The sequence below is a fragment of the Bacillota bacterium genome (assembly GCA_023511485.1).
Classification (GTDB): Bacteria; Actinomycetota; Aquicultoria; order Aquicultorales; family Aquicultoraceae; genus CADDYS01.
This window is the reverse complement of sequence record JAIMBH010000037.1, coordinates 1-22,426: the sequence shown is the minus strand read 5'-3', so window position 1 is coordinate 22,426 and position 22,426 is coordinate 1. Positions and strand designations below refer to the sequence as shown.

General features: G+C 46.0%; 21 protein-coding genes. 4 read left to right on the top strand and 17 right to left on the bottom strand.

The genetic code is table 11. The annotated features are described in order from the left end of the window. The first annotated feature begins 168 nt into the window (after positions 1–168). Positions 169–1,080, top strand: a complete 912-nt coding sequence (locus K6T91_10480) for a hypothetical protein (protein ID MCL6473214.1) — start codon at positions 169–171, stop codon at positions 1,078–1,080. 1 nt (position 1,081) lies between these two features. On the opposite strand, the gene K6T91_10475 is transcribed toward K6T91_10480, so the two are convergent. From K6T91_10475 to K6T91_10455, 5 genes are all read right to left on the bottom strand, one after another. Then, positions 1,082–1,651: a winged helix-turn-helix domain-containing protein gene (locus K6T91_10475; GenBank protein ID MCL6473213.1), complete on the bottom strand. Its 570-nt coding sequence runs from the start codon at positions 1,649–1,651 to the stop codon at positions 1,082–1,084. A gap of 159 nt (positions 1,652–1,810) precedes the next feature. Beyond that, the gene (locus K6T91_10470; protein ID MCL6473212.1) at positions 1,811–2,935 is read right to left on the bottom strand and encodes a glycerate kinase; all 1,125 of its coding nucleotides are present in this window, start codon (positions 2,933–2,935) and stop codon (positions 1,811–1,813) included. A gap of 252 nt (positions 2,936–3,187) precedes the next feature. Beyond that, the gene (locus K6T91_10465; protein MCL6473211.1) at positions 3,188–4,063 is read right to left on the bottom strand and encodes a polysaccharide deacetylase family protein; all 876 of its coding nucleotides are present in this window, start codon (positions 4,061–4,063) and stop codon (positions 3,188–3,190) included. 176 nt (positions 4,064–4,239) lie between these two features. Beyond that, complete coding sequence (locus K6T91_10460) at positions 4,240–5,364, bottom strand: fructose-1,6-bisphosphatase (protein MCL6473210.1); 1,125 nt, start codon at positions 5,362–5,364, stop codon at positions 4,240–4,242. 338 nt (positions 5,365–5,702) lie between these two features. Next, a complete protein-coding gene (locus K6T91_10455; protein ID MCL6473209.1) occupies positions 5,703–8,408 on the bottom strand; it encodes a cation-translocating P-type ATPase in 2,706 nt (901 codons plus the stop codon). Between the two features lie 279 nt (positions 8,409–8,687). Here K6T91_10455 and K6T91_10450 point away from each other — a divergent pair, with 279 nt between their 5' ends. Continuing rightward, positions 8,688–9,314, top strand: a complete 627-nt coding sequence (locus tag K6T91_10450; protein MCL6473208.1) for a DedA family protein — start codon at positions 8,688–8,690, stop codon at positions 9,312–9,314. A 26-nt stretch (positions 9,315–9,340) separates the two neighbouring features. Here the strand turns inward: K6T91_10450 and K6T91_10445 are convergent, their stop codons facing one another. The 12 genes from K6T91_10445 to rpmH form a co-directional block, all read right to left on the bottom strand. Next, the gene (locus K6T91_10445; protein ID MCL6473207.1) at positions 9,341–9,643 is read right to left on the bottom strand and encodes a YtxH domain-containing protein; all 303 of its coding nucleotides are present in this window, start codon (positions 9,641–9,643) and stop codon (positions 9,341–9,343) included. Positions 9,644–9,828: 185 nt separating this feature from the next. Beyond that, on the bottom strand, positions 9,829–10,722 hold the full coding sequence (locus K6T91_10440) for a ParB/RepB/Spo0J family partition protein (GenBank protein MCL6473206.1): 894 nt from the start codon (positions 10,720–10,722) through the stop codon (positions 9,829–9,831). Next, the gene (locus K6T91_10435; protein ID MCL6473205.1) at positions 10,700–11,584 is read right to left on the bottom strand and encodes an AAA family ATPase; all 885 of its coding nucleotides are present in this window, start codon (positions 11,582–11,584) and stop codon (positions 10,700–10,702) included. The genes K6T91_10440 and K6T91_10435 overlap by 23 nt, the downstream gene beginning before the upstream one ends. A 43-nt stretch (positions 11,585–11,627) precedes the next feature. Further along, the gene (gene rsmG, locus K6T91_10430) at positions 11,628–12,356 is read right to left on the bottom strand and encodes a 16S rRNA (guanine(527)-N(7))-methyltransferase RsmG (protein ID MCL6473204.1); all 729 of its coding nucleotides are present in this window, start codon (positions 12,354–12,356) and stop codon (positions 11,628–11,630) included. Further along, positions 12,322–14,253 (bottom strand): tRNA uridine-5-carboxymethylaminomethyl(34) synthesis enzyme MnmG, encoded by a 1,932-nt coding sequence (gene mnmG / locus K6T91_10425; GenBank protein ID MCL6473203.1) that lies wholly within the window; start codon positions 14,251–14,253, stop codon positions 12,322–12,324. Before mnmG (K6T91_10425) ends, rsmG begins: the two co-directional genes overlap by 35 nt. 165 nt (positions 14,254–14,418) lie before the next feature. Continuing rightward, a complete protein-coding gene (gene mnmG, locus K6T91_10420) occupies positions 14,419–16,179 on the bottom strand; it encodes a tRNA uridine-5-carboxymethylaminomethyl(34) synthesis enzyme MnmG (protein MCL6473202.1) in 1,761 nt (586 codons plus the stop codon). Between the two features lie 175 nt (positions 16,180–16,354). Beyond that, a complete protein-coding gene (gene mnmE / locus K6T91_10415; GenBank protein ID MCL6473201.1) occupies positions 16,355–17,746 on the bottom strand; it encodes a tRNA uridine-5-carboxymethylaminomethyl(34) synthesis GTPase MnmE in 1,392 nt (463 codons plus the stop codon). A gap of 190 nt (positions 17,747–17,936) precedes the next feature. After that, positions 17,937–18,563, bottom strand: a complete 627-nt coding sequence (locus K6T91_10410) for a Jag N-terminal domain-containing protein (protein ID MCL6473200.1) — start codon at positions 18,561–18,563, stop codon at positions 17,937–17,939. Beyond that, positions 18,563–19,234 carry a YidC/Oxa1 family membrane protein insertase gene (locus K6T91_10405; protein ID MCL6473199.1) on the bottom strand — a complete coding sequence of 224 codons (672 nt, stop codon included), beginning with the start codon at positions 19,232–19,234 and terminating at the stop codon, positions 18,563–18,565. The genes K6T91_10410 and K6T91_10405 overlap by 1 nt, the downstream gene beginning before the upstream one ends. Positions 19,235–19,249: 15 nt before the next feature. Continuing rightward, complete coding sequence (gene yidD / locus K6T91_10400; GenBank protein ID MCL6473198.1) at positions 19,250–19,459, bottom strand: membrane protein insertion efficiency factor YidD; 210 nt, start codon at positions 19,457–19,459, stop codon at positions 19,250–19,252. A gap of 233 nt (positions 19,460–19,692) precedes the next feature. Then, positions 19,693–20,043: a ribonuclease P protein component gene (rnpA, locus tag K6T91_10395; GenBank protein MCL6473197.1), complete on the bottom strand. Its 351-nt coding sequence runs from the start codon at positions 20,041–20,043 to the stop codon at positions 19,693–19,695. A gap of 11 nt (positions 20,044–20,054) precedes the next feature. After that, complete coding sequence (rpmH, locus tag K6T91_10390; GenBank protein MCL6473196.1) at positions 20,055–20,195, bottom strand: 50S ribosomal protein L34; 141 nt, start codon at positions 20,193–20,195, stop codon at positions 20,055–20,057. A gap of 636 nt (positions 20,196–20,831) precedes the next feature. Here rpmH and K6T91_10385 point away from each other — a divergent pair. Together K6T91_10385 and K6T91_10380 are read left to right on the top strand one after the other, a co-directional pair. Next, positions 20,832–21,665 (top strand): histidine kinase, encoded by an 834-nt coding sequence (locus K6T91_10385; protein MCL6473195.1) that lies wholly within the window; start codon positions 20,832–20,834, stop codon positions 21,663–21,665. Between the two features lie 12 nt (positions 21,666–21,677). Continuing rightward, positions 21,678–22,426, top strand: a 749-nt coding sequence (locus tag K6T91_10380; GenBank protein MCL6473194.1) for an ATP-binding protein, incomplete at its 3' end; no start/stop codon positions are given.

Genomic DNA, 22,426 nt, shown 5'->3' with positions numbered 1-22,426 from the left:
ACTCTCACCCCTTTCAGATAGTTTTTTGTTTGAGGCAACGATGATAGGTTTGAATAGATTTTTGATGAGGCAATTCGCAGGGTTTCAAAATCTTCCAAACGATACTAAAATGATTTTAGCAGGATAGTTTTATCATCGTTACTTAAACGATGGGAAGGTTAATAAGCGATGGGTTTAGACTTGCTTGAGAGGCTATCAATAGCCGAATATGTTGAGCCGTGGCCAGCCGAGCTTATAGATATAATGGTGCCCGAGCTCAAGGTCATCTATAGCGACGTCGACGGCACCTTGCTTGGACCTGGTGGGTGCCTTTTTATGGATGCAAACCATCAATTTACAAGCATCCCCGCACAGGCAATACTTGAATGCCACATGCACAGGATTGATGTCGTACTTATTTCTGGGCGCAACCGCCACCAGCTTCACTCAGACGCCAGGATACTTGGTTTCAAGAACTGGATCGCGGAGCTTGGTTGCCAGCTGGTGTATAACATGGGCGAAATAGTAGTGTTAAATGTGGGGGACTTTCCTGCTGAGGAAAATAATGTATGGAAGGAGATACAAAAGAGCGGTGCGCCGGAGCTGCTTCTTAATAAATTCAAGGGTTTGCTTGAGTATCACTATCCCTGGTCGGAAAATCGAGAGTGCACTCACCTGCTGCGCGGCTCTATCGATGTTGAGGCGGCCAACGCTTTCTTGCAAGATGCTGGCTTTGAACAGTTAAAGATTATCGATAACGGGCCGGTCCGTCGCAGAAGCGAAAATCTAAGTCCTGATATATTGCGCATCCATGCGTACCATCTTCTGCCCAAAGCAAGCGGAAAGGCGTCTGCCGTGCGAAAAGATCGTGAAACGCGCGAGATACCACGCAATATGTGTGCAGCAATCGGTGACTCGGTGGCCGATCTCGAGCTTGCTCCGGAAGTCGGGGTGCTCTTTCTTGTTAGAAATGCCGTTCTAGAAGACCCTGAAATTATGAACAAAATTCACGAGTTTGGCAACGTCTTTATAACACGCGAGTCTATGGGGTTGGGGTGGGCTGAAGCAGTTGGATTTTTGATCAGGAGACTCTATAGATAGGTTAATTCTGATTCACATTTGCGACAAGCACAAGTTTCTCCCCGTCTAATACCGCTTCTAGTGATGGGTCCTTTTTCTCAAGCAGATATCTGAATCTATCTGGAGTATAGTGAGTGCAATATATCTTTCTGCCCAATTTCTTTTGCAGGTTCTCAATAAGGTTATCTAGCTTGCTACCGTTTACCGATCCCACAATGACGAGTTCTATCTCATTTATGCTTGCAAGCGGCCTCTCCGCGAAGGCACCATATGCGAAGGCAAGCTGTATGTCCTTATACTTAGCAAGGCCCTCACGTAGAAACTCAACTGCACCCTCGGTTTTTAAAAACAAGCTTTTAAGCTCGGGAAAAATCGGGAAGTCCTGTCTTACCGCAAAATATTTGTGGTTGCCGTACTTCCTTGAACTTAGAAAGCCTATTGCCTCCAGCCGCTTCAGGTCACGCCGTACGGCACTGGCCGGCTCTGCGACCTCCCGACTGATCTCCCTTAAGTAGACCTCCTCATCCGGGTGTTTTAAAAAATATGCAATTAACTTTACAACAACCCGGGACCTAAATAGTGCCTCTAACATTCCTGACACCCATTACCTGGTTGACAATTATTTGTTAACACGTGTTAACAAATAATGAACAGTGGCTTGATTGCCTCGCTGTTCATTATTTGTTAACAATTGTATGCTATATCTCTTCCCTGTACAATAGAGGCTTAAAATGAGCGTTTTTGCCCTGGGCTAACGGAGGAGTTTTTTGACGGTCTCCGAAACCGCCTTTTCGATATAGAAGACGGGATTCTTCATAGCTAGATCGTCTGATCCAGCAATCTGCGAAAGTGAAACTAGTTCGGTAACGCCAAATTCAAACACTTTTTGGTAGCCATCACCAAGCCTGCCAGCTATTGCTAAAACCCTTACGGATAACTCGCTGGCAAGCCGCGCAACGCTGATAGGGGTTTTGCCGTGGATGCTTTGTACATCAATCTGGCCCTCGCCGGTTATAACCAGGTCAGCGCCTTCGATCTTTTCTCGAAGCCCTACAGCATCGATGATAAGTTCCGCTCCCGGCCTGATCGCCGCACCTAAAAAAGCTACCAGTCCGGCACCAAGACCCCCAGCTGCGCCACCGCCGGCAAGATTTGATACATCGATCCCTAGGTCATCCTTGATTATTCTGGCGAGGTGAATGAGGCCCTGGTCAAGTTCGATTACCTGTTCTGCTGTTGCACCCTTTTGCGGCGCAAATACATGCGCCGCACCGTTTGGCCCATAAAGCGGATTGTCCACATCGCTTGCGACTAAGAACTTTGCCGTTTTTACCCTCGGATCGATACCAGTGATATCGATGGATTCTATCTTAATAAGCTCTCCGCCGCCAAAACCAACCTCGCCGCCACCCCGGCGCCGAATCTTAATCCCCAGTGCCTGGGCAACTCCAATACCTCCGTCACATGTCGCGCTTCCACCAATGCCAATTATAAACGTCCGCGCTCCAAGATCTAATGCCGCTTCGATTATCTCTCCGGTGCCGAAAGTCGTGGTTACAGTGGGATCGCGCTTCCCTTCCGGAACTAAATTAAGACCCGATGCCTGAGCCATCTCTACCACGGCTGTCCCATCGGCTAGAATGCCAAACTCCGCCTTTACAGAGTCCCCAAGCGGACCAGTTACAACCACGCCATAGCGGTTGCCGCCTCTGGCGGCAAGCATTGCATCAACCGTGCCTTCACCGCCGTCAGCCATCGGCACAGCAACTATCTCAGCGTCGGGAAATGCCTGTTTTACGCCTGCTTCAGCTGCACGTGCAACCGCGGGTGCGCTTAATGTTCCTTTAAACTTGTCGGGAGCGATAACGATTTTCATACCACTTATAAATAATACCAAGTAAGTTACATAAATACGCGGCCTTGCAAAATCTTTAACTTGACTAAAGATTTTGCGTCGGCCAGCAGCTATTAGAGCAGCTATCAGCCTTCAGCTATAAGTTTTAAGGCAAGAATTAAAAAGCTGGCTGTCGCTACCGCCAGCTGCTTCCGGTTTTTTATTGCACTTGAAAACTAGAGCCTAAATAAAAAACCCGAGAAAGCACTTCTCGGGCGGCGGGCAATAAAACTTTTATGCTTGCCCCCAGATTCCTGCGGCCTCCATCTCCTCTTCTTCGAGTCTGCGAATCATTTCTGAAACCGGCACTATTTCATACCCCTTAGCCCTCAAGTAGTCTATAACCATTGAAAGCGACTCTACCGTGCTATCTCTGCTTGCGCCCTCACGGCGAACCAGCGCACCGCTATCGTGGAAGAGCAGTATCGCTCCGGGGCGCGTATACCTTGCAATTCTTTTAAGAATATTTTTCGGGCTAATCTTTCGCCAATCGGTGCTACTCACCGACCAGAGAATAAAGCGGTATCCTTCTTCTTCCACAAGCAACCTTCTTACGGCATTGCTGTAAATGCCGCGCGGGGGTCTAAAAAGATTTGTCGATACTCCTGTTACGCGCTTGATCGTCTGATCTGTCTTATGGACCTGCGCGAGAACCATTCGCCTGGTTGATGGAACAAGATCTTTATGCGTGTAGGTATGGTTTCCAATATCATGCCCCTCAGCTACTATCCTTCTTGCGATCTCCGGATATTTCTTTACGTGTAAGCCCACGACAAAAAAAGTCGCCTTAACCCCTTTCTCTTTGAGGATATCGAGTATCTGCGGGGTGAAGTTCGGGTTTGGCCCGTCATCAAAAGTGATTGCTACAATATTTTCGTGTGGACCTCTTCGCATGATGCCATCCTGCGGGCCAATGCCATGATATTCGTAATAACTGATAAACGCAGCCACAAGACCCAGGGCCGGAAGGCCTATGAATAGTAGAAACTGAAACAGGTCTACCTCGATTAGGTAGCTCAGAATTCCCGGTTGCTTAAGGAATACCATCGCCACAAGTGCAATCAGCAATATGGTTATTGTACTGGAAACTGCGCCGTATGTTTTTTTCACGATATGCTTATCTCCTAAAGATTAAAATGCGCAAATCTGCCAGGCAAATAATAGTGACTGTGCAAAAAGCACAGTCACTATTTTACTACATGTTCTAATTACCCTACAGTCACTTTTTTACAATTTGGGCCGTCAGTTCTGTTTTAAGCGCGCCCGAAATTATCCAGCAAAATACTTTACTTGGCTACTTTATCGACTGCTTTTGTGCTCTCAAACCGCTTGGCCAGCTTCTCCATAACGCTTGGCATAGTGGTATACTCCATCTCATCAAGCGGCAAGCGATGCGGTTCAAACGGTCCGTGTGCACGGTAATAATCTGCCATATTAAGAGCCATCCGGCGGGCATTGTCGTAGCTAACGTCACCAAGCATGTCACGCGGACCGATCAACCTTCCCTTAGAAAGCTGATATCCCAGGCCAACAACCCGTGGAGGACCGTCAAAACGGGTCGGCGTGTCATCGTTTACCGATACCGGCATCAATGGCCCGTGGTGTGAGCCCCGCATCCAGCCAGATACTGTATGTGAGAAGGCAAACGGCTCAAGTGCCTCACCGACAGCAGGGAGACCGCTCTGGCAGCGGACAATCATAACAGGGTCGTCTTTGCCTACGTATCTCTCAGCTATCAGGAACAGTTTCTGGGTCGAGGTTGCTGCAGCCGGCTCCATGTCAGATTTACGAAATACGTTCTTAATAACATATCGGCCAGGTGCCCCAATGAAGACCAGCATATCATAAAGTTCTTCTGGGGCATTGAAGAAGATGCGTTTTTCTTCGATTAGGTCGTGCACCTCAAAGACAAAACCTCCGTGCATGTTGGGATCAATAACAAGGCCGATTGTGTTAAATGGGTCGGCAAACATCTTGTAAAGCGGAAAATTCCAAGCGCCCGGCTCAGTTTTATCCGCAAGAAATACAATTACTGGCTCGCTTTTTCTCTCCTCAAACTCCATCTCAGCACAGCCTGGGCCCATTCCCTTGACGTTTCCCGAGAAGGCGTCTGCCAGTAAGTCCTGGCCTGCACCGTATTGGTTTAACTCTTTTGCAACCTCTGTTACCGCCTCGAATGTCTCCCACGCAAATTTGTGGACGTCAACCGAGTCTACGCCCTGTTTGTGAGTCATTATTAGGGCAATATCATCCCCGACTTTCTGGCGCGAGTAGTCGATAAGAAGGCCTTCTTTTTTTGCTGACTCGAGCTTCTCCTCGGCTTTCTTAAGAAGTTCAGGGTGGACATCGCTGTGACCAACATATCCACCAACGTCGGCCTTAATGACGCTAAGTGTTATTTTTCCTGACATTTGAAACCTCCTTGTAAGTCGTACATTTAAGTAATACAAATATTCTTAAATTAACATTTAAAGTATCCCAAATTTATTGATAAGGGGTCTTCCTGCCGCAAGAGAATCGGTACGATTGGTTTCTATACCATCATATAACAATATACCATAAAATAACCAAGTTTGCGGCAATTATCAAATAAAATAGCTAGCAATCGCTGTTTTGAGCTGTAATACTTCTTGCCGGCCAAACCTGTTTTTCAAAGAGACATGGCGGATGTCCAGAGATTCAATAGGTTAAGCTACAGATATGATTGTTCCCCTGAAAAATCAAATCTAAACCTAAAAAGCGAGCACACTTAAACCCTGCTTGCGCCTAAACCCTTCTTGCGCAACAACCTGCGCACGGCCTTTTCCGCTTCAACAGCCAAAAAGACAATTGTTGACGCAGCAAGAGTAACGGCGAGTTCGCTGAGGCTGAGAGCTTGTGTATCAAATATGCGCTGCATAAAGGGAACATATATTGTCGACATCTGCAAGGCAAAGGTGAGGACAACGGCTCCTAGAAGAGGCATATTAGTAAAGATTCCCTGGGTAAACAGAGATTCTCTCTCCGACCGAACTGCAAGAACATGACCCATCTGAAGCAGCGTCAGCACCGTAAAGGTCATGGTGCGCCAATCACCAAAATGATAATAAATCGAGCTAGCTTGGGTAAGCAGTGAGACCGCCCCCATTAACAGACCGACCCATAAGATATGTGCAGATGTACCGTGCGCAAAGACACTCTCCTGGGGTGGCCGTGGAGGGCGCCTCATGATATCGGCCTCAGCTTTCTCAGCTGTTAGCGCAAGGCCAGGCAGCCCGTCAGTGACAAGGTTAATCCAAAGAATTTGGATGGGCAGGAGGGGGATTGGTAAACCCAAAAAAGGCGCCAGAAAAATCGTCCATATCTCACCGGAGTTGCTGGTCATCGTATAGCGAATAAACTTGCGGATATTGTCATAGATATGTCGGCCCTCGCGTACGGCAGCTACAATTGTTGCAAAGTTATCATCGAGAAGAATCATGTCGCTCGCCTCTTTAGCAACATCGGTTCCAGTTATTCCCATGGCTACACCGACGTCAGCTTTTTTCAAGGCCGGCGCATCGTTTACTCCATCTCCCGTCATAGCTACTATCTCATGCTTGTCCTGCAGACCCTGCACAATCTTCATTTTCTGTTCCGGGGCGACACGCGCATAAATTCGTATATACTGCACCCGCTCCTCAAATTCCTGAAGCGGCAGATGGGACAGCTCCTCGCCGGTAATGATATCAGCGTGCTCATCAATAAGCCCCAACCGCATGCCGATATTTTTTGCCGTTAGAGGGTGGTCTCCAGTAATCATAACCGGCTGTATGCCAGCCTGCTTGCACTCTGCGATAGCGGCTTTGGCTTCAGCCCTCGGCGGATCGATGATACCAACTAAACCAACAAAGACTACCTGTGCCTCAAGATGCTCAGTGTCTATCGCCTCTGGTGGTTTTGTAAACAACTTTGCCGCAAGGCCAAGAACCCTGAGTCCCTGGGCGGCAAGCTCATCGCCTTTTGCGCCTATCTCCTGCTTTTTTTCCATAGTAAGAGAAGCCACCTCGAGATCAGAGGTAAACTCGGCTGTTGCGCGCTCGAGCAATACATCAACTGCGCCTTTCGTGTAAGAAATATATTGGCCATTGCAGCTGTGTACCGTAGTCATAAGTTTTCGCTCAGGATCAAAGGGAATTTCCGAAATACGTGGGCAAATCGACTCTATTTTCTCTTTCGGATAACCAGCCTTGGCAGCAGCAACAACAAGCGATGCCTCTGTTGGGTCGCCGATTATATCATAGTTTCCGTCACGCCTTAATAACTGCGCATCGTTGTTAAGGGCAATACCGCGAAAGAACAGTTGCCAAAGTGGCTTGTCCGATAGGTCAATACTTTTTCCGGTCTTATCAATGAACTTTCCTTCTGGCTCATATCCTGTGCCTGTAACGTAGTAATCTTCGCCGCCTGCATAAACCCTTTCCACCTTCATCTTATTCTCGGTAAGTGTTCCTGTCTTATCAGAGCATACAAATGTGACCGAGCCGAGGCTTTCGACTGCGGGCAGTCTCCTTATAAGCGCATGGCTTCTTACCATTCGGCTTGCGCCAAGCGATAGAGCGATGGTAACGACAGCCGGCAGGGCTTCAGGAATTGCGGCAACAGCGAGGCTAACCGCTGTCAGGAAGATAAGCCCGACTGGCCCGCCCCGAATTAGCCCGACGAGAAAAACAATAGCCGATATGGCAATGGCTGCCATTGCTAGATATTGGCCAAAGACTGCCAGCCGGCGCTGTAGTGGTGTTCGTAGCTCATCGACCTCTTGAATCAATGAAGCTATTCTGCCGAACTCTGTTTGCATGCCGGTTGCAACCGCCACACCCCGGCCACGCCCGTACGTTACAAACGTACCGCTATATGCCATGTTCAGTCGGTCACCTAAAGAAACGTTCTCTTGCAATATTGGCTCTGTTATTTTCTTAACTGGAACCGACTCGCCTGTAAGCGATGACTCATTGATTTCGAGGCGTACTGCCTCGGTAAGGCGCAAATCAGCAGGAACAATCCTGCCCGCCTCAAGTAAGACAACATCGCCCGGCACCACTTCAGCTGCAGGAATAGTAATTGACCGGCCTTCGCGAAGCACCGTTGTTTCTGGAGCCGCCATTACTCGTAGTGCCTCTATTGCCCTCTCAGCCCGGTATTCTTGCACAAAACCTATAACCGCGTTCAGAACGAGAATTACTATAATCGCAAGGGTGTCGGCAGCCTCCCCCACGAAGCCGGAGATTATAGCCGCAATGATCAGGACGATGATCATGAAATCTTTAAACTGATCGAGAAATAGCCAGAACGGGGCTTTCCGCCTTTTCCTCTCAATCTCGTTTGGCCCATACTTGATCAGCCGCTTTTTGGCTTCAGCATCAGAAAGCCCTGATGGTCCCGTCCCAAGCTCTTTATATGTTTCTTCGATTGTTTTCTGGTACCAGTTCGACATATTCCTACCCGAACGTGCTTTGCCAGAGTGCACCCTGGCTAGTCAATAACTGCATATCTATATTCCCAAATCATTGATAAAACCCTGCCCTTACTGTGGCAGAAAGCCTTTGCTATCCCTGACGCATAGTGCAGAGTGTCATGTCATAGATCCGCTTTAAAAACGGAACCGCTTATGCTACTTTATAATGCATGCATTAAACTTGCAAAACTTATCGGCTTTTAGCTGCTGCACGTAAGTACCGGCGCAAGATGCGGTGGCTAAACATGGATGGTGGAAATGACAGTATTTGACCTGGTTGCAAATGCCGTTGTGGCGATAATCGAAAAATTTGGCTACTGGGCCATATTTGTCGGTATGTTCTTGGAGAGCGCCTGTATTCCGGTGCCATCTGAAGTGGTTATGCCTTTTAGCGGTTTTGCATCATCAAAGGGTCTGCTGTCTTTCTGGATGGTCGTAGCAGTTGGCTCAGCCGGACAGGTTCTGGGGTCAACAGCCACTTATTTTATCGGTAGAAGCGGTGGTAGATATATTCTGGAGCGATATGGCAAGTATGTTTTGATATCTCCGAGAGATATCGGGCGGGCCGATAAGTGGTTTGAGAAATATGGTGAGGCCACCGTGCTATTTACGCGAATGATGCCAGTGGTTCGCACGTTTATCTCGTTGCCCGCAGGGATATCAAAAATGGGCTTCTTAAAGTTTATTATTTACTCAACCATTGGGATCATACCCTGGACGCTTCTTTTGGCTTTTGTCGGCATAAAAATGGGTGAGAACTGGGATAAAATCAGAAATGTGTTTCACGGCCTTGATATGGTTGTTGGCATTGCAATTTTGGTGGCCGTATTCTTCTATCTAAGGACTCACTTAAAGCACAATAAAGAGGGTTCTAGAGTAGGTTAATGCTAGGCTTAAAGCTTCCTAGGATTTTAAGCTTCGTTTAGATGATACTCTTCCAGCTGAGCCCTTATATCATCTAGCTTTCGCCTTAAGCTTCTTTCCTGGAGACCCACGGCTCTTTCGATTTGAGAGGCGGCTGCTTCAAGGCCGTTTTTGGCTTGATCGAAAAGCTCCGATGCCATCGTCTTAAAGTCGCGCGATTTGCTGGCAATACTGCCCCTGATCTCTGCTCCGGAGCGAGGTGACATCAGAAGAGCAATAACTGCTCCTATCGCCATGCCAAACAAGACCCCTAAACTAAATTCGAATGCACCAAATCGCTTTTCCCTCATTTGACTCCTTCCATGGTACTGCCGTTAAGTATATTCTAACGCAAGTTCGGATAAATTTTAACGAAAAACACAAAAGCAGCTAAAAAACATTTAAATCAGCTGATAATCTATTATCGGCAAATTTACCTATCAGGTAAATAAAACATTGCTGAATTGCCTTCTAGCTACCATCTAGCCACAACATCCTAAATCATTGGCTCAACTGCTTCCTCACCAGTAAGCATAGCAAATATACGCTTTAGATCGTCCGCGCTCTTATAATGTATCTCAATGCGGCCCTTGCTGCCCTGCGCTTTTATGCGCACCCTTGCCGATAGTTTTCTTGAAATTCTCTTTGCCATAGCCTTATGGTGGAAAGGCATGGATTCTTTCGCCGTTCTTTGGCTCGGATTCTGCCAAAGCTTGGCCAGTGCCTCCGCCTGCCTTACAGACAAGCCATCACTGATAACGCGCTCAGCAAGCTTTACCTGCATATCTTCTCTGGGAAAGGAGAGAATAGCCCTTGCATGGCCGGCTGTTAGCTTGCCGTCTACAATATGCTTCTTTATCAGATCGGGAAGGTTTAGCAACCTTACGGTGTTTGCGACAGCGCTTCTACTCTTGCCAACCTTTTCGGCAAGCTGCTCCTGACTAAAGCCAAAATCCTCGATGAGATGGTAATATGCGGTTGCCTCCTCGAGTGCGTTTAAGTCTTGCCGCTGCAGGTTTTCGATTAGTGCCAGCTGCAGCGTTTCAGCATCTGAGGAAGGCCTTATAATTGCCGGAACTTTATCTACACCGGCTTCCTTTGCCGCGCGCCAGCGTCGCTCTCCTGCTATTAGCTCAAACAGGGAGCCGTTCGGTCTAACTACAACCGGCTGCAGAAGGCCATGCTCCCTCACGGAAGCTACAAGTTCTGCAAAAGCTGCTTCGTCAAAATGCTTTCGCGGCTGGTTGGGGTTTGGAACTATTTTAGACACGGCAATATTCTTCAACTGAACGGCCGGTTCCTCGCCGTCCACTATCATCGGTGCACCCAATCCGGGGCTAAAACTTGGTATCAATGAATCCAGGCCTCTACCTAGTCCTCTTTTCTGCACGCTCTACCACTTCCCTTGCTAATTGTTGATATGCCTGTGCGCCCTTTGATTCTGCATCATATCGATTTATTGGAACACCAAAACTTGGAGCCTCACTTAAGCGAACTGTCCTTGGTATAACGGTTTCATAGACAAGCTCCCGAAAAAATTTCTTAACCTCATCGATAACCTGCTGCGATATTCGAGTCCTGATGTCATGCATGGTCATCAAAACGCCAGCGATTTTGAGTTCTGGATTAAGGTGCGCCTTAACCAGGCGAACGCTCTCAAGAAGCTTGCTTAACCCCTCAAGCGCATAAAACTCGCATTGCACCGGGATGATAAGTTCATCGGCAGCTGTAAGTGCGTTTACGGTCAATAGGCCCAGAGAGGGCGGGCAATCGATGATTATGTAGTCATACTGGTATTTTACAAACTCTATCGCTCGTTTAAGCCTATATTCCCTGGATAATGCAGACACGAGCTCAATTTCGGCGCCAGCAAGCTGTACGGTTGCAGGAACCAGGGAGAGGCGCTGAATATTGGTATTAATAACTACATTCGTAACAGGTACTTCATCCACAATCGAATTGTATATACAATGGCGTAGCCCCTTTTTATCGATGCCCAGTCCGCTGCTTGTATTACCCTGGGGGTCAAAATCGATCAACAAAACCTTTTGCCCCATATCGGCAAGATAAGCGCTAAGATTTACGGCTGTAGTGCTTTTGCCAACGCCACCCTTTTGGTTTACGATGGCAAGTGTCAAAGCCCTTTTTCCTGCGGGGATTTCTTGCGGAAATAAATTTGTTGCTGTAACCTGTTCTTCTTTTATGTCGACTTCCAGCTGCTGCAAACGACGGGAAAATAGACCTATTGCCATTATTGCCCTGCCCAATACTGCGTTTGACCTATATAAACTGCCCTTATGTTAGCGGCCTTTTCGTCGGCAGACCTGCTTTGCGCGGATATCCGCGCGGGCTTGGGGCCGCCTTTACGATCGATACTAAGTATCGCTCTGCTTGAAGAAATGGTATCACAACTTTAGCTATCTCTTCAACGCGACCGCCAAGTAATTTTATAGCCTTCTCGGCACCCGAAACCTCCTCAAGAACGTGTGTCGCTTTGTAGATAACAAAGCGACCGCCCACTTTTAACAGCGGTAGCGCATATTCAACAGCCACTGTGAGGTTAGCAACTGCACGGGATACCGCGAGCGAAAATCGCTCGCGGTTTTCTTTTTTGCGACCAAAGTCCTCAGCCCGGCCGTTATAAACCCAAGCATCTTTTAAATCCAGCAGTTCAATTACGTGTGCGAGAAAGCGCGCTTTCTTTTGGGAAGATTCAATTAATGTAAGCTGAATATCCGGCCGAAGAATTTTTACCGGGATGCCAGGGAAACCGGCGCCGGCCCCTATATCAACTGTCGTGCACTCCTCCGGAATATTGAATTTGCTAAGTATTGCAATTGAGTCAAGGAAGTGCTTGATGACGATATCCCGGTCTTCGTTTATTGCTGTAAGATTAAAATGCTGGTTCCAGGCTTTAAGCTCCCTCAAATAGAGTTGAAACTGGCGTAGCTGTTTCTCATTAAGAGAAAGGTCCATTGACGAGGCGCCCTTAACCAAGATTTGGGACGGTGTCTCTATCTGCATTTTCCCCCCTGTTTTCTCTTGTAAGCTGTTCCAGGTGTATCAGGAGCGCATTTATATCCGCTGGGGACACGCCGGAAACTCGAGAGGCCTGTCCAATAGATTGCGGTTGCACTCTGGCCAGCTTCTCGCGTGCCTGGATAGTAAGGCCGGTAAGGGCGTTATAGTCTATACCAGCTGGGATCCTCTTGGATTCGAGCCGTTTAAACTGCTTTATTTGTGACTGCTGGCGTTTTATATACCCTTCATATTTAACCTCGGTTTCAAGCAGTTGTTTATACCGTGCAGGAATAAGGGCAAGCTCAGGATAAAATTGCTCAAGATGCTTTATCTGGACCTCAGGGCGCTTCAAAAGCTCAAGAAGGGATACTTGACTTGAAACAGGGGTAGTGCCGATTTTAAGCAGTCGATCGTTCACTATATCTGTTGGGGGAAGAATTATTCGCCCAAGCTTCTCAACCGCACTTTCTATAAACCGCTCTTTTTCCACAACCTTTGCATAGCTCTGCTCATCGATTAGACCAAGCTTATAGCCAAATTTTGATAGCCTTAAATCTGCGTTGTCCGACCTTAGGATGAGGCGATATTCGGCTCTGGAAGTAAACATCCTGTATGGCTCATCAACCCCTTTTGTGACAAGGTCATCGATAAGTACTCCGATATAAGCCTGGGATCTGTCAAGGATAAAAGGTGGCTCTCCTTTTACCTTAAGTGCAGCATTTATGCCCGCAATCAATCCTTGTGCGGCTGCCTCTTCATATCCAGATGTGCCGTTTATCTGCCCTGCGGTAAATAAACCTGAGATAAGCTTTGTTTCAAGGGAGGGTAGAAGCTGATCCGGATAAATAAAGTCATACATAACCGCATAGCCGGGTCTCATTATCTCAGCTTTTTCTAACCCCGGAGTGCTTCTTATGATTTTCTCCTGTACGGCGACGGGTAAAGAGGTTGTAAGTCCCTGAAGATACATCTCATTTGTATTCCAGCCCTCTGGTTCTACAAATACGGGGTGACTTTCCTTCTCGGGGAAATTAATAATCTTGCGATCAATCGATGGGCAATTCCGCGGGCCGTGCCCAGTTACAGTACCTGTTGTTATTGGCGAGAGATGAAGATTGTTTTTTACAACCCTATGTGTATTTTTATTAGTATACGTAAGGAAGCAGGGTATCTGCTTGCGCAAGACTTGTTCAGCGGAATGTGAAAATGAGAGCGGTTCATCATCGCCAGGCTGTATAATCATCCGTGACGTATCGATAGTTCGAAAATCTACACGAGGAGGGGTTGCCGATTGAAAACGCCCTATTTCAAGGCCTAGATCTATAAGGCACGAGGTCAAGTCATTTGCAGGGAGCTCACCCATGCGGCCCGCTTGCCTAATAATATCTCCTATGACGATTTGACCCCTTAAGAATGTACCAGACGATATGATCACGGTTTTGCTTTTAAATGAAGCGCCGTTGTTTAAACGAACACCGGTGACTTTGCCACCCTGAACAATAATTTTTGATACAGTGCCTTGCGCGATGCTTATATTATTCTGGTTCCAAAGCACGCGCTTCATCCGGTCCTCATACATTTTTTTGTCAGTTTGAGCTCGCAAGGCCTGAACCGCAGGGCCTTTTCGACGATTTAGCACTTTAATTTGAAGGGCGGCATGATCGGTATTTCTGCCCATCTCTCCGCCAAGTGCATCTATTTCGCGGACAATTTGCCCCTTTCCAATTCCACCAACAGCAGGATTGCAGGGCATGAGAGCGATTTTGTCAAGACTAATGGTTAAAAGCAGCGTAGAGCAGCCCATACGTGCAGCAGCCAGCGCTGCCTCACATCCGGCATGACCAGCCCCAATTACAATAACATCAAATATTTTCCTTTGTGTTTCTAGTAAACTCTCCATGGTAATTTTCTTTTCTTTAATCCTTTTTGCTTTGACATATGGTCTAGTTTGCTTGGTTAGCAGTCTTGTTTTATTTTCTAGGCGCCCTCTGTCTTTTAAGAGCATTTTGTTTCACGTGAAACGGGCCTCTGAGATGCCTGTTCATTAATAATGAACAAGTGTTCATTAATAATGAACAGGCTTTGCCAGCGCTTTTAGCCTTATAATTTGTAAGTCACTTTGGCGCAGGCCTGGAATCCTAGACGCCTGCCCTACAGTCGATGGCCTTATTTTTGAGAGTTTCTGTACCGCCTCTTTAGATAAGCCTTTTATTGAAGAATAATCTATATCATCCGGTATTGGCATATCTTCTAATTGCTTGAATTCATCTATCTTCTTTTTCTCCTGGGCAATATATGGCTTGTACTTCTTCTCAGCGGTTACTTCTCTTATAACATGGCCGGGCACCTCTCCTTTAAATGTTTCTTCCTCGCACATGTTGTCATCAACCGCACTTTCTATAAACCGCTCTTTTTCCACAACCTTTGCATAGCTCTGCTCATCGATTAGACCAAGCTTATAGCCAAATTTTGATAGCCTTAAATCTGCGTTGTCCGACCTTAGGATGAGGCGATATTCGGCTCTGGAAGTAAACATCCTGTATGGCTCATCAACCCCTTTTGTGACAAGGTCATCGATAAGTACTCCGATATAAGCCTGGGATCTGTCAAGGATAAAAGGTGGCTCTCCTTTTACCTTAAGTGCAGCATTTATGCCCGCAATCAATCCTTGTGCGGCTGCCTCTTCATATCCAGATGTGCCGTTTATCTGCCCTGCGGTAAATAAACCTGAGATAAGCTTTGTTTCAAGGGAGGGTAGAAGCTGATCCGGATAAATAAAGTCATACATAACCGCATAGCCGGGTCTCATTATCTCAGCTTTTTCTAACCCCGGAGTGCTTCTTATGATTTTCTCCTGTACGGCGACGGGTAAAGAGGTAGACAAACCGTGTATATAAAGCTCGCTCTGATCATCCCCTTCGGGTTGCAGAAACACAGGATGTCTTTCACGATCCTGGCTATGTATAACTTTGTCCTCTATTGATGGGCAATACCGGGTTCCCATTGCGCAAGCGAAACCGTTATAAAGCGGTGATTCTGCCAAATGTTTAAGAATAATATCTTCTGTAGCCTTAGTAGTATATGTTTTATAACATGGAAGCGAAAGCGGGTTGAAATCCTCTGTCCAGAAAGAGAACGGCTCTGGACTTTTGTCCGGCATCATTGCTTGCATTGCTTTTAAATCTATACTCTTCCTCGCTACTCTAGGCGACGTTCCGGTTTTAAATCGCCCCAGCGAGAAACCCAAGCGGACCAGTGCTTCGGATATTTCGGGCGCTGAAACTTCACTGTAACGGCCTGCCGGCTCCATAATATCTCCGTATACAATCTCCCCATGCATAAAAGTGCCGGCGGCAAGCACAACTGTTCTTCCCACAAATTCCTCCGTAAAAACGGATTCTAATATTAAATAACCATCAATGGGTTTAATATCTTGGATTAATGCCTGTCTTAGATGCAGGTTCGGTGTGTTCTCAAGCAAATTCTTCATCGATAAAAGATATTTTCGTTTGTCAACAATTGCAAATGGCGCCTGCACAGCCACTCCTTTAGACGTGTTTGAACGCCTTGAATGAATAGTATTGCGGTCTGCGATTTTTGCCATTGCTCCACCAAGGGCATCAATTTCCCGTACAAGCTGACCGCGGCCCGGACCGCCAATCGAAGAGTTGCACGGCATCCATCCAACTGTATCAAGACTAATAGTTAAAAGCAGCGTAGAGCAGCCCATACGTGCAGCAGCCAGCGCTGCCTCACATCCGGCATGACCAGCCCCAACTACAATAACATCAAATATTTTCTTTTGTGTGTCTGGTAAACTTTTCATGGTAATTTTCTTTTCTTTAATCCTCTTTTGCTTTGGCCTATGGTCTAGTTTGCTTGGTTAGCAGTCTTGTTTTATTTTCCAGGGATAAGTAAAGTGTGTGGCTTTTTAGGCCTTGCTTGCGCCATATATTCCTGCTACAAAAAGAATTGGCGCATCTTTAAGATTAAGGTCCCGATCATTTTCCGATACAGAACTGGCTAAATATCCTGCCAAGAATATCATCTCCAATAGCTTCACCGGTAATTTCGGCTAAACAATCCAGGGATTCCTTTAGAACCGTAGAAACTATTTCCTCGGGCTGATCTGCTTCGATTAGGGCTGTAGCCTCTCTTACATGGCCAAGCGCCATCTCTAGTAATTGTTCATGCCGTGCATTTGTAATTATCGTCGAGCCTGCAATCCCCACACTTCCATCGAGCAAAATTTTTTCAATCTCTTCCTCAAGTGCCTCAACCCCTGCCCCAGATATCGCCGAGACTTTTACGACTGCCTTAAAGTTTCCTGGTAGCTGTAGATTTTCGCGAGATATCTTTTGCGGCAGATCGGTTTTATTTAAAACTAGTACCGCCGTATCCCGACCGATTTCGCTGATAAGAGCCAAGTCCTCGTCACATATCTCCTGGCTTGCATCTAAAACGCAGATTATTATGTCTGCCGCCTTAATAGCTTTTCGGGAAAATTCGATACCGATCCTTTCAACCTCGTCGTTTGAATCTCTAATTCCTGCGGTGTCGGTTAAAATGAGTGGGATACCGCGTACATTTACCATCTCCTCGATAATATCGCGCGTCGTCCCCGGAACAGGGGTAACAATTGCTCTTTCTCTGCGCAGCAATGCATTTAAAAGACTTGACTTTCCAACGTTTGGCCTTCCTATTATAGCGGTTTTTACGCCTTCTTTTAAAATCCGGCCCCGTACCGCCGTCCTTACCAACCGATCTATTTTATTAACCGCGCCTCTTAGCGTTTCGATTAGATGCTGCTTCGGAAGTGTTTCGATGTCTTCATCTGAAAAGTCTACGGCTGCTTCTATTTGTGTAAGTACATTTGCTATGTCTTCTGCAATATCTCCTATATCGCGCGAAAGGCCTCCTTCCAGCTGGTTTATGGCGGCTTTTAGTGCCGCGTCCGTGCGAGACCTTATTGCATCTATTACAGCCTCAGCCTGCGTCAGGTCTATTCTTCCGTTTAAAAAGGCGCGTTTTGTAAACTCCCCTGGATCAGCAATCCTCGCCCCAGCTGCAAGTGCTAAGCCAAGCGTTTTTCTAAGGGCCACTGCTCCGCCGTGGCAGTTAATCTCTACAATATCTTCTCTTGTATAGGTGTTCGGCGCACGCATTATTGAGACCAAAACCTCATCAACCAGCGATCCGTCTTCGGGATCGACCACCGATGCTAAGAAGATGCTGTGGCTGCGCCTATCCGATAGGCTCGTTTTATTGTTTTGCCTTAATATCTTGCTAGCAATTTCAACCGCGCGCTCCCCACTGAGGCGTACTATTCCAATTGCACCCTCACCTACTGCCGTTGAAATCGCTGCTATCGTATCGTTGTTATAGACCTTCATTGCTATCACAGTTTCCCTGCTGAGCTAAATCGCTACCCAATATTATCATGGTATCGTGTTTGTGTGTCAGTAACTGGCTTGCAGTTTTATATGTAGCGGCTGATTGCTTTATGCCAAATTTTTCACGTGAAACAAAGACCCGGCTCCAAGAAGCCGGGTCTATCCATTCCATTTTCTTTTTATTTCTTTTTTATCCCTTTGGTATTATTCTTACCTGCCTTCTTGGTTCTTCGCCTTCGCTGGTTGTATACACTTTATTATTATCTTGTAGTGTCACATGAACCATTCTTCTGTCAAATGAGTTCATCGGTTTAAGTAATACCGACCTTCCAGTTCTGATAGCCTTATCTGCAGCCCTGAGTGCAGTATCTTTTACAGTGTCCGCCCTTCGCTCCCGATATCCTTCAACATCAATGACTAGCTTTTTGTCAAGTCCCGCTTTTTTTAACGCGGTATTAACTATTGTTTGAACTGCACTTAGCGTTTCCCCGCGCTTGCCAATCAGAACTCCCAAGCCCGAACCGCTGATATCAAGTTTTATAGTACTGTCACTTTCCGTTAATTCTACCTTGCCGTCATCTATGTTCATGTATTTTATGATCTCTTCCACTAGGTTTACAGCCATAGCTACCGAACTGCTCTCTTTTATCGAGACCCTAACCTTTGCTCTTCCGTTGGTAATTCTTCCGAAAAAACCCTTTCCTTTATCCTCTATTACCTCAATTTCAACGCTTTCTCTATCTACCCCAAGCTCCGCGAGCGCCGCTTCTATAGCTTCCTCTACAGTATTGCCTTCCCGTTCCACAATCGTTTCCATTAGCTAACCTCCGCTGGCTTTGCAATCTTGAGCATTACATACTGTTGTGCCATTGTCCACAGGTTGGTGGTTACCCAGTATATCAATGCGCCTGCCGGCAAAGTCCACCCAATAAAAACCATCAAGGGTGTCATATAAAGTCCCATTTTCTGCTGCTGTGGATCCGATGTCATCATCTTCTGCGGTAGATATGTCGTTACCGCCAGCAATAGTATCAAAAGTAGATACGGTATAAATGTACCAACGCCTGCGCCTAACGCCTTACCCGGCGTCATGCCAAGTACAAATATTCCGAAGAACGATGTTGCTGATACCAGCTCCTTCGTTGTTATGAGCATTCTGAAAAGTGCAAAGAATATTGGTAGCTGCAAGATTAGCGGTAGACATCCACCGAACGGGTTTACCTTGTTTTCTGCATAAAATTTCATCATCTCTTGCTGTAGCTTCTCTTTGTTGTCCTTGTACTTCTCTTGTAGTGCTCTTAATTTTGGCTGGAGCTTTTGCATCTCATACATAGACTTTGTTTGTTTGATTGTAAGCGGCAGGATCACAACCCGAACCAAAACTGTCAATAACACAATAGCCATTCCAAAATCGCTTACAATATTATTATGGAAGAAAAATAATATATCTCTTAATATGTTTATAAGGCCTTGCCAAAGACTGCCCAAATTATAGCCTCCTTTTTACTTTACCGGATCGTACCCACCCTCAGAGAATGGATGGCAACGCGCTATTCGACCTGCTGCCATCAAGCCGCCTTTCATAAACCCGTATTTCTCAATAGCCTGCACCGCATAATGTGAGCATGTGGGGTAATACCTGCAGGAGGGCACTAATAATGGTGAAATAACTCTCTGGTAAAATCTAATTATTAAAATTGCAATGTGCTTCATCTATTAAACTCCATTATACATTCGATCGAATTTTAAGCTTTGATAATCGAGAGTCGACCAGATTGATATTACCTTCAAATGCCTGCCAGTATATCCTCACCTTTCTTTTATTGCCTTTAATAATTTAATCGATTCTCGATTTTTCATTTCTGATTCTTTAGTACAGCGTCACCCTTCTTTTAAACAGTAATTGCTGCTTTACTAATATTAGCCTGTAAGAGCAAACCCTCATTTCATGTTTCTATCTGATGCTGTACTAACCCTGCTTTTAAAAGAACATCAATAAAAGCCTTTTCAACGTCGTGAAAAGACTTTCCTTTTATCGGCTGCCTCGCTATGATTACGATGTCATACCCTCTTGATATTTCGGCTTCGTTGCGCCGGAAAGCTTCCTTTATCAACCTTCTTATTCTGTTTCTAATAACCGCCGATCCTATCTTCTTAGATACAGATATACCCAATCTTGTTATGGGCTCTTGCTTCTTAAGCACATAAGCAACGAGGTCTTTGTTTGCAACCGACCTCCCTTTGCGGTACACTTCCTGGAATTCGGCGCTTGAAGCCATCCTTGCTTCCCTGCGCATATCACACCGATTTATGCCGACAACCTGGCGCGGCTTTTCCGACGCCGGTTTGCAATGATCTTTCGGCCTGCGCGTGTTCTCATCCTGATCCTAAAGCCGTGCGTCTTTTTCCTTTTTCTTCTATTCGGCTGAAATGTCCTTTTCAATTTTATCTCCTTACTAAAGAACAGGAAATATTATATTGTTGTGACCCTATAACTGTCAAGGAGTTGGGCTCATTCTTGCCCTCGCCAAGCAGCCTGTGGATAATGTTAATAACTTTCGATTGCCCGTCTTTTACTGTATTTATAAATCAATCGTGTTATTAATATATTTATTTCTCCATTGTTTAGCAAGCGCAAGAATAGGGTAAATACGCTGATAAAACGGGTTATCATTATTTGAAATTCCAATAGCTGCCGGTAATTATCCTCCGGCGTATGCGAAATGGGGTTTTAAATATTCAGCACCGGAGAAAAAGGTTATCCACAACTACCCCATTTTTTAGGCAGCCATCCGGCTTTGAAAAGTTAATATATGGTTAAGGTGATGTTTACTTGGCTTTAAGGAAAGGCATTTTTCTTCTTTCTTCTGTTTTCCACATGTGTGGAAAGTTTTGTGGATAACTTTCGCATTTTCGCTGGTATTTTACTGTCAACAATAAATTGTTTTTTCTTTGTCTTTTCTAACAGATTCTTTTCAGTGCATGGAATATGCTGCAAATAAAGGTTCTTTTAGCTATGGTTATATTGACACCTTGTTGATAACTTAGGGGATAAATTAATTTCTGATATAGTTATAAATAATTTATGGAAAGTTATTTCAAACGGTTTATCGACAATTTAGAAAAAAGTCAGAATGAGGGCACTTGTGTATCCGCGGACAATTCGCTGCCTTCACACAGTGCCGACTCGAAGCCGGGCGGCCGTATTGCTGCAAGGCTTGCTGTTTATGACACGCTTCGCTCGGCGCCGCGTGTGCTCGAGTTGGGAGCTGACGACTACGAAGAATTTATAAACATCCTTGCTACTAAGACATACCAGTCGTCAAAAGAAATTGGCGGCAGCATGCCATATACCATCATCAGAGAAATCATTGAAAACCTTATCCATGCTTATTTTAGAGAAGTCGTGATAAGCGTTCTAGATAACGGCAACACCGTAAGGATATCGGATCAGGGACCCGGAATAAAAAACAAAGAAAAAGCATTTGAACCCGGATTCTCAACAGCAACCGCAGATATGAAAAAATATATAAAAGGAGTTGGTTCAGGCCTTCCGATTACAAAAGAGACGATATCCTTTTTAGGCGGCGCTATAATAATAGAGGACAATTTAGAACAGGGCACGGTCATTACACTTAAAGTTCCGAGCGATACCGATCAGAAAAACGCTACACAAAAATTATATCGTCCGCTCTCTTTTGATATAAACAAAAGGCAGCAACAGGTTTTGTTCCTTATTATGGAGTTCGGCTCTGTTGGTCCTTCAAAAATAGCTAGTGAACTTGGAATCAGTCTTAGCACTGCTTATAGAGATTTGATATACTTAGAGGAGAAATCCTTAGTCGCTTCTGACGAACAAGGCAAAAGAGTTCTTACTTCTGCAGGAATAGGATATTTGGAAGAAATTCTAAGCTCTTAGGTGGGATAATTCTTGCAAAACCAACTTGATATCATCTGGAGTCAAGCTCTAAAAATAATTAAAAAACAGCTTAATACGCCGACTTATAAAGCATGGTTTGAAAATACAAGCCCAACACAAATGGAGGGTGATACGCTTTTTATATCGGCTCCAAATTCCTTTGCAAAAGAATGGCTTGAGTCGAGATACAATAGTCTGATAACCGATGCGCTTTTTCAGGTTCTAGGTGAGGAAATACAGATCAATGTTGTTGTGGATGAGGCTGAACAGCTCTCAATTGCGCAAGATAGCCAGCGCCAAAAAAGTACAGAGTTAAAACCACAACAGGCTGTTTTAAATTCAAAATATACATTTGAATCTTTTGTTATAGGCAGCAGTAACCGGTTTGCACATGCTGCGGCGCTCGCGGTTTCTGAGGCTCCTTCGAAGGCCTATAATCCACTTTTTATCTATGGGGGAGTCGGCCTTGGCAAGACCCACCTGCTCCATGCTATCGGCCACGTTGCGGAGCAACGCCGCCTGAACGTGCTCTACGTGACGTCGGAGACGTTCACCAACGAGTTCATCCGCGCCATTCGCGACCGCCAGAACGATGCCTTCCGCGAGCGCTACCGCGGGGTGGATGTGCTCCTGATCGACGACATCCAGTTCCTGGCGACCAAGGAGCAGACCCAGGAAGAGTTCTTCCACACCTTCAACGACCTGCATGCCGCCAACAAACAGATCGTGATCACCTCGGACCGCTCGCCCAAGGTGATGCC

Bases quoted from the DNA above. Each gene is read 5' to 3' on its own strand.
- K6T91_10480 (MCL6473214.1), top strand. From the start codon at position 169: ATGGGTTTAGACTTGCTTGAGAGGCTATCAATAGCCGAATATGTTGAG.
- K6T91_10475 (MCL6473213.1), bottom strand. From the start codon at position 1,651: ATGTTAGAGGCACTATTTAGGTCCCGGGTTGTTGTAAAGTTAATTGCA.
- K6T91_10470 (MCL6473212.1), bottom strand. From the start codon at position 2,935: ATGAAAATCGTTATCGCTCCCGACAAGTTTAAAGGAACATTAAGCGCA.
- K6T91_10460 (MCL6473210.1), bottom strand. From the start codon at position 5,364: ATGTCAGGAAAAATAACACTTAGCGTCATTAAGGCCGACGTTGGTGGA.
- K6T91_10455 (MCL6473209.1), bottom strand. From the start codon at position 8,408: ATGTCGAACTGGTACCAGAAAACAATCGAAGAAACATATAAAGAGCTT.
- K6T91_10450 (MCL6473208.1), top strand. From the start codon at position 8,688: ATGACAGTATTTGACCTGGTTGCAAATGCCGTTGTGGCGATAATCGAA.
- K6T91_10445 (MCL6473207.1), bottom strand. From the start codon at position 9,643: ATGAGGGAAAAGCGATTTGGTGCATTCGAATTTAGTTTAGGGGTCTTG.
- K6T91_10435 (MCL6473205.1), bottom strand. From the start codon at position 11,584: ATGGCAATAGGTCTATTTTCCCGTCGTTTGCAGCAGCTGGAAGTCGAC.
- rsmG (MCL6473204.1), bottom strand. From the start codon at position 12,356: ATGCAGATAGAGACACCGTCCCAAATCTTGGTTAAGGGCGCCTCGTCA.
- mnmG (MCL6473203.1), bottom strand. From the start codon at position 14,253: ATGGAGAGTTTACTAGAAACACAAAGGAAAATATTTGATGTTATTGTA.
- mnmG (MCL6473202.1), bottom strand. From the start codon at position 16,179: ATGAAAAGTTTACCAGACACACAAAAGAAAATATTTGATGTTATTGTA.
- mnmE (MCL6473201.1), bottom strand. From the start codon at position 17,746: ATGAAGGTCTATAACAACGATACGATAGCAGCGATTTCAACGGCAGTA.
- K6T91_10410 (MCL6473200.1), bottom strand. From the start codon at position 18,563: ATGGAAACGATTGTGGAACGGGAAGGCAATACTGTAGAGGAAGCTATA.
- yidD (MCL6473198.1), bottom strand. From the start codon at position 19,459: ATGAAGCACATTGCAATTTTAATAATTAGATTTTACCAGAGAGTTATT.
- rnpA (MCL6473197.1), bottom strand. From the start codon at position 20,043: ATGCGCAGGGAAGCAAGGATGGCTTCAAGCGCCGAATTCCAGGAAGTG.
- K6T91_10385 (MCL6473195.1), top strand. From the start codon at position 20,832: ATGGAAAGTTATTTCAAACGGTTTATCGACAATTTAGAAAAAAGTCAG.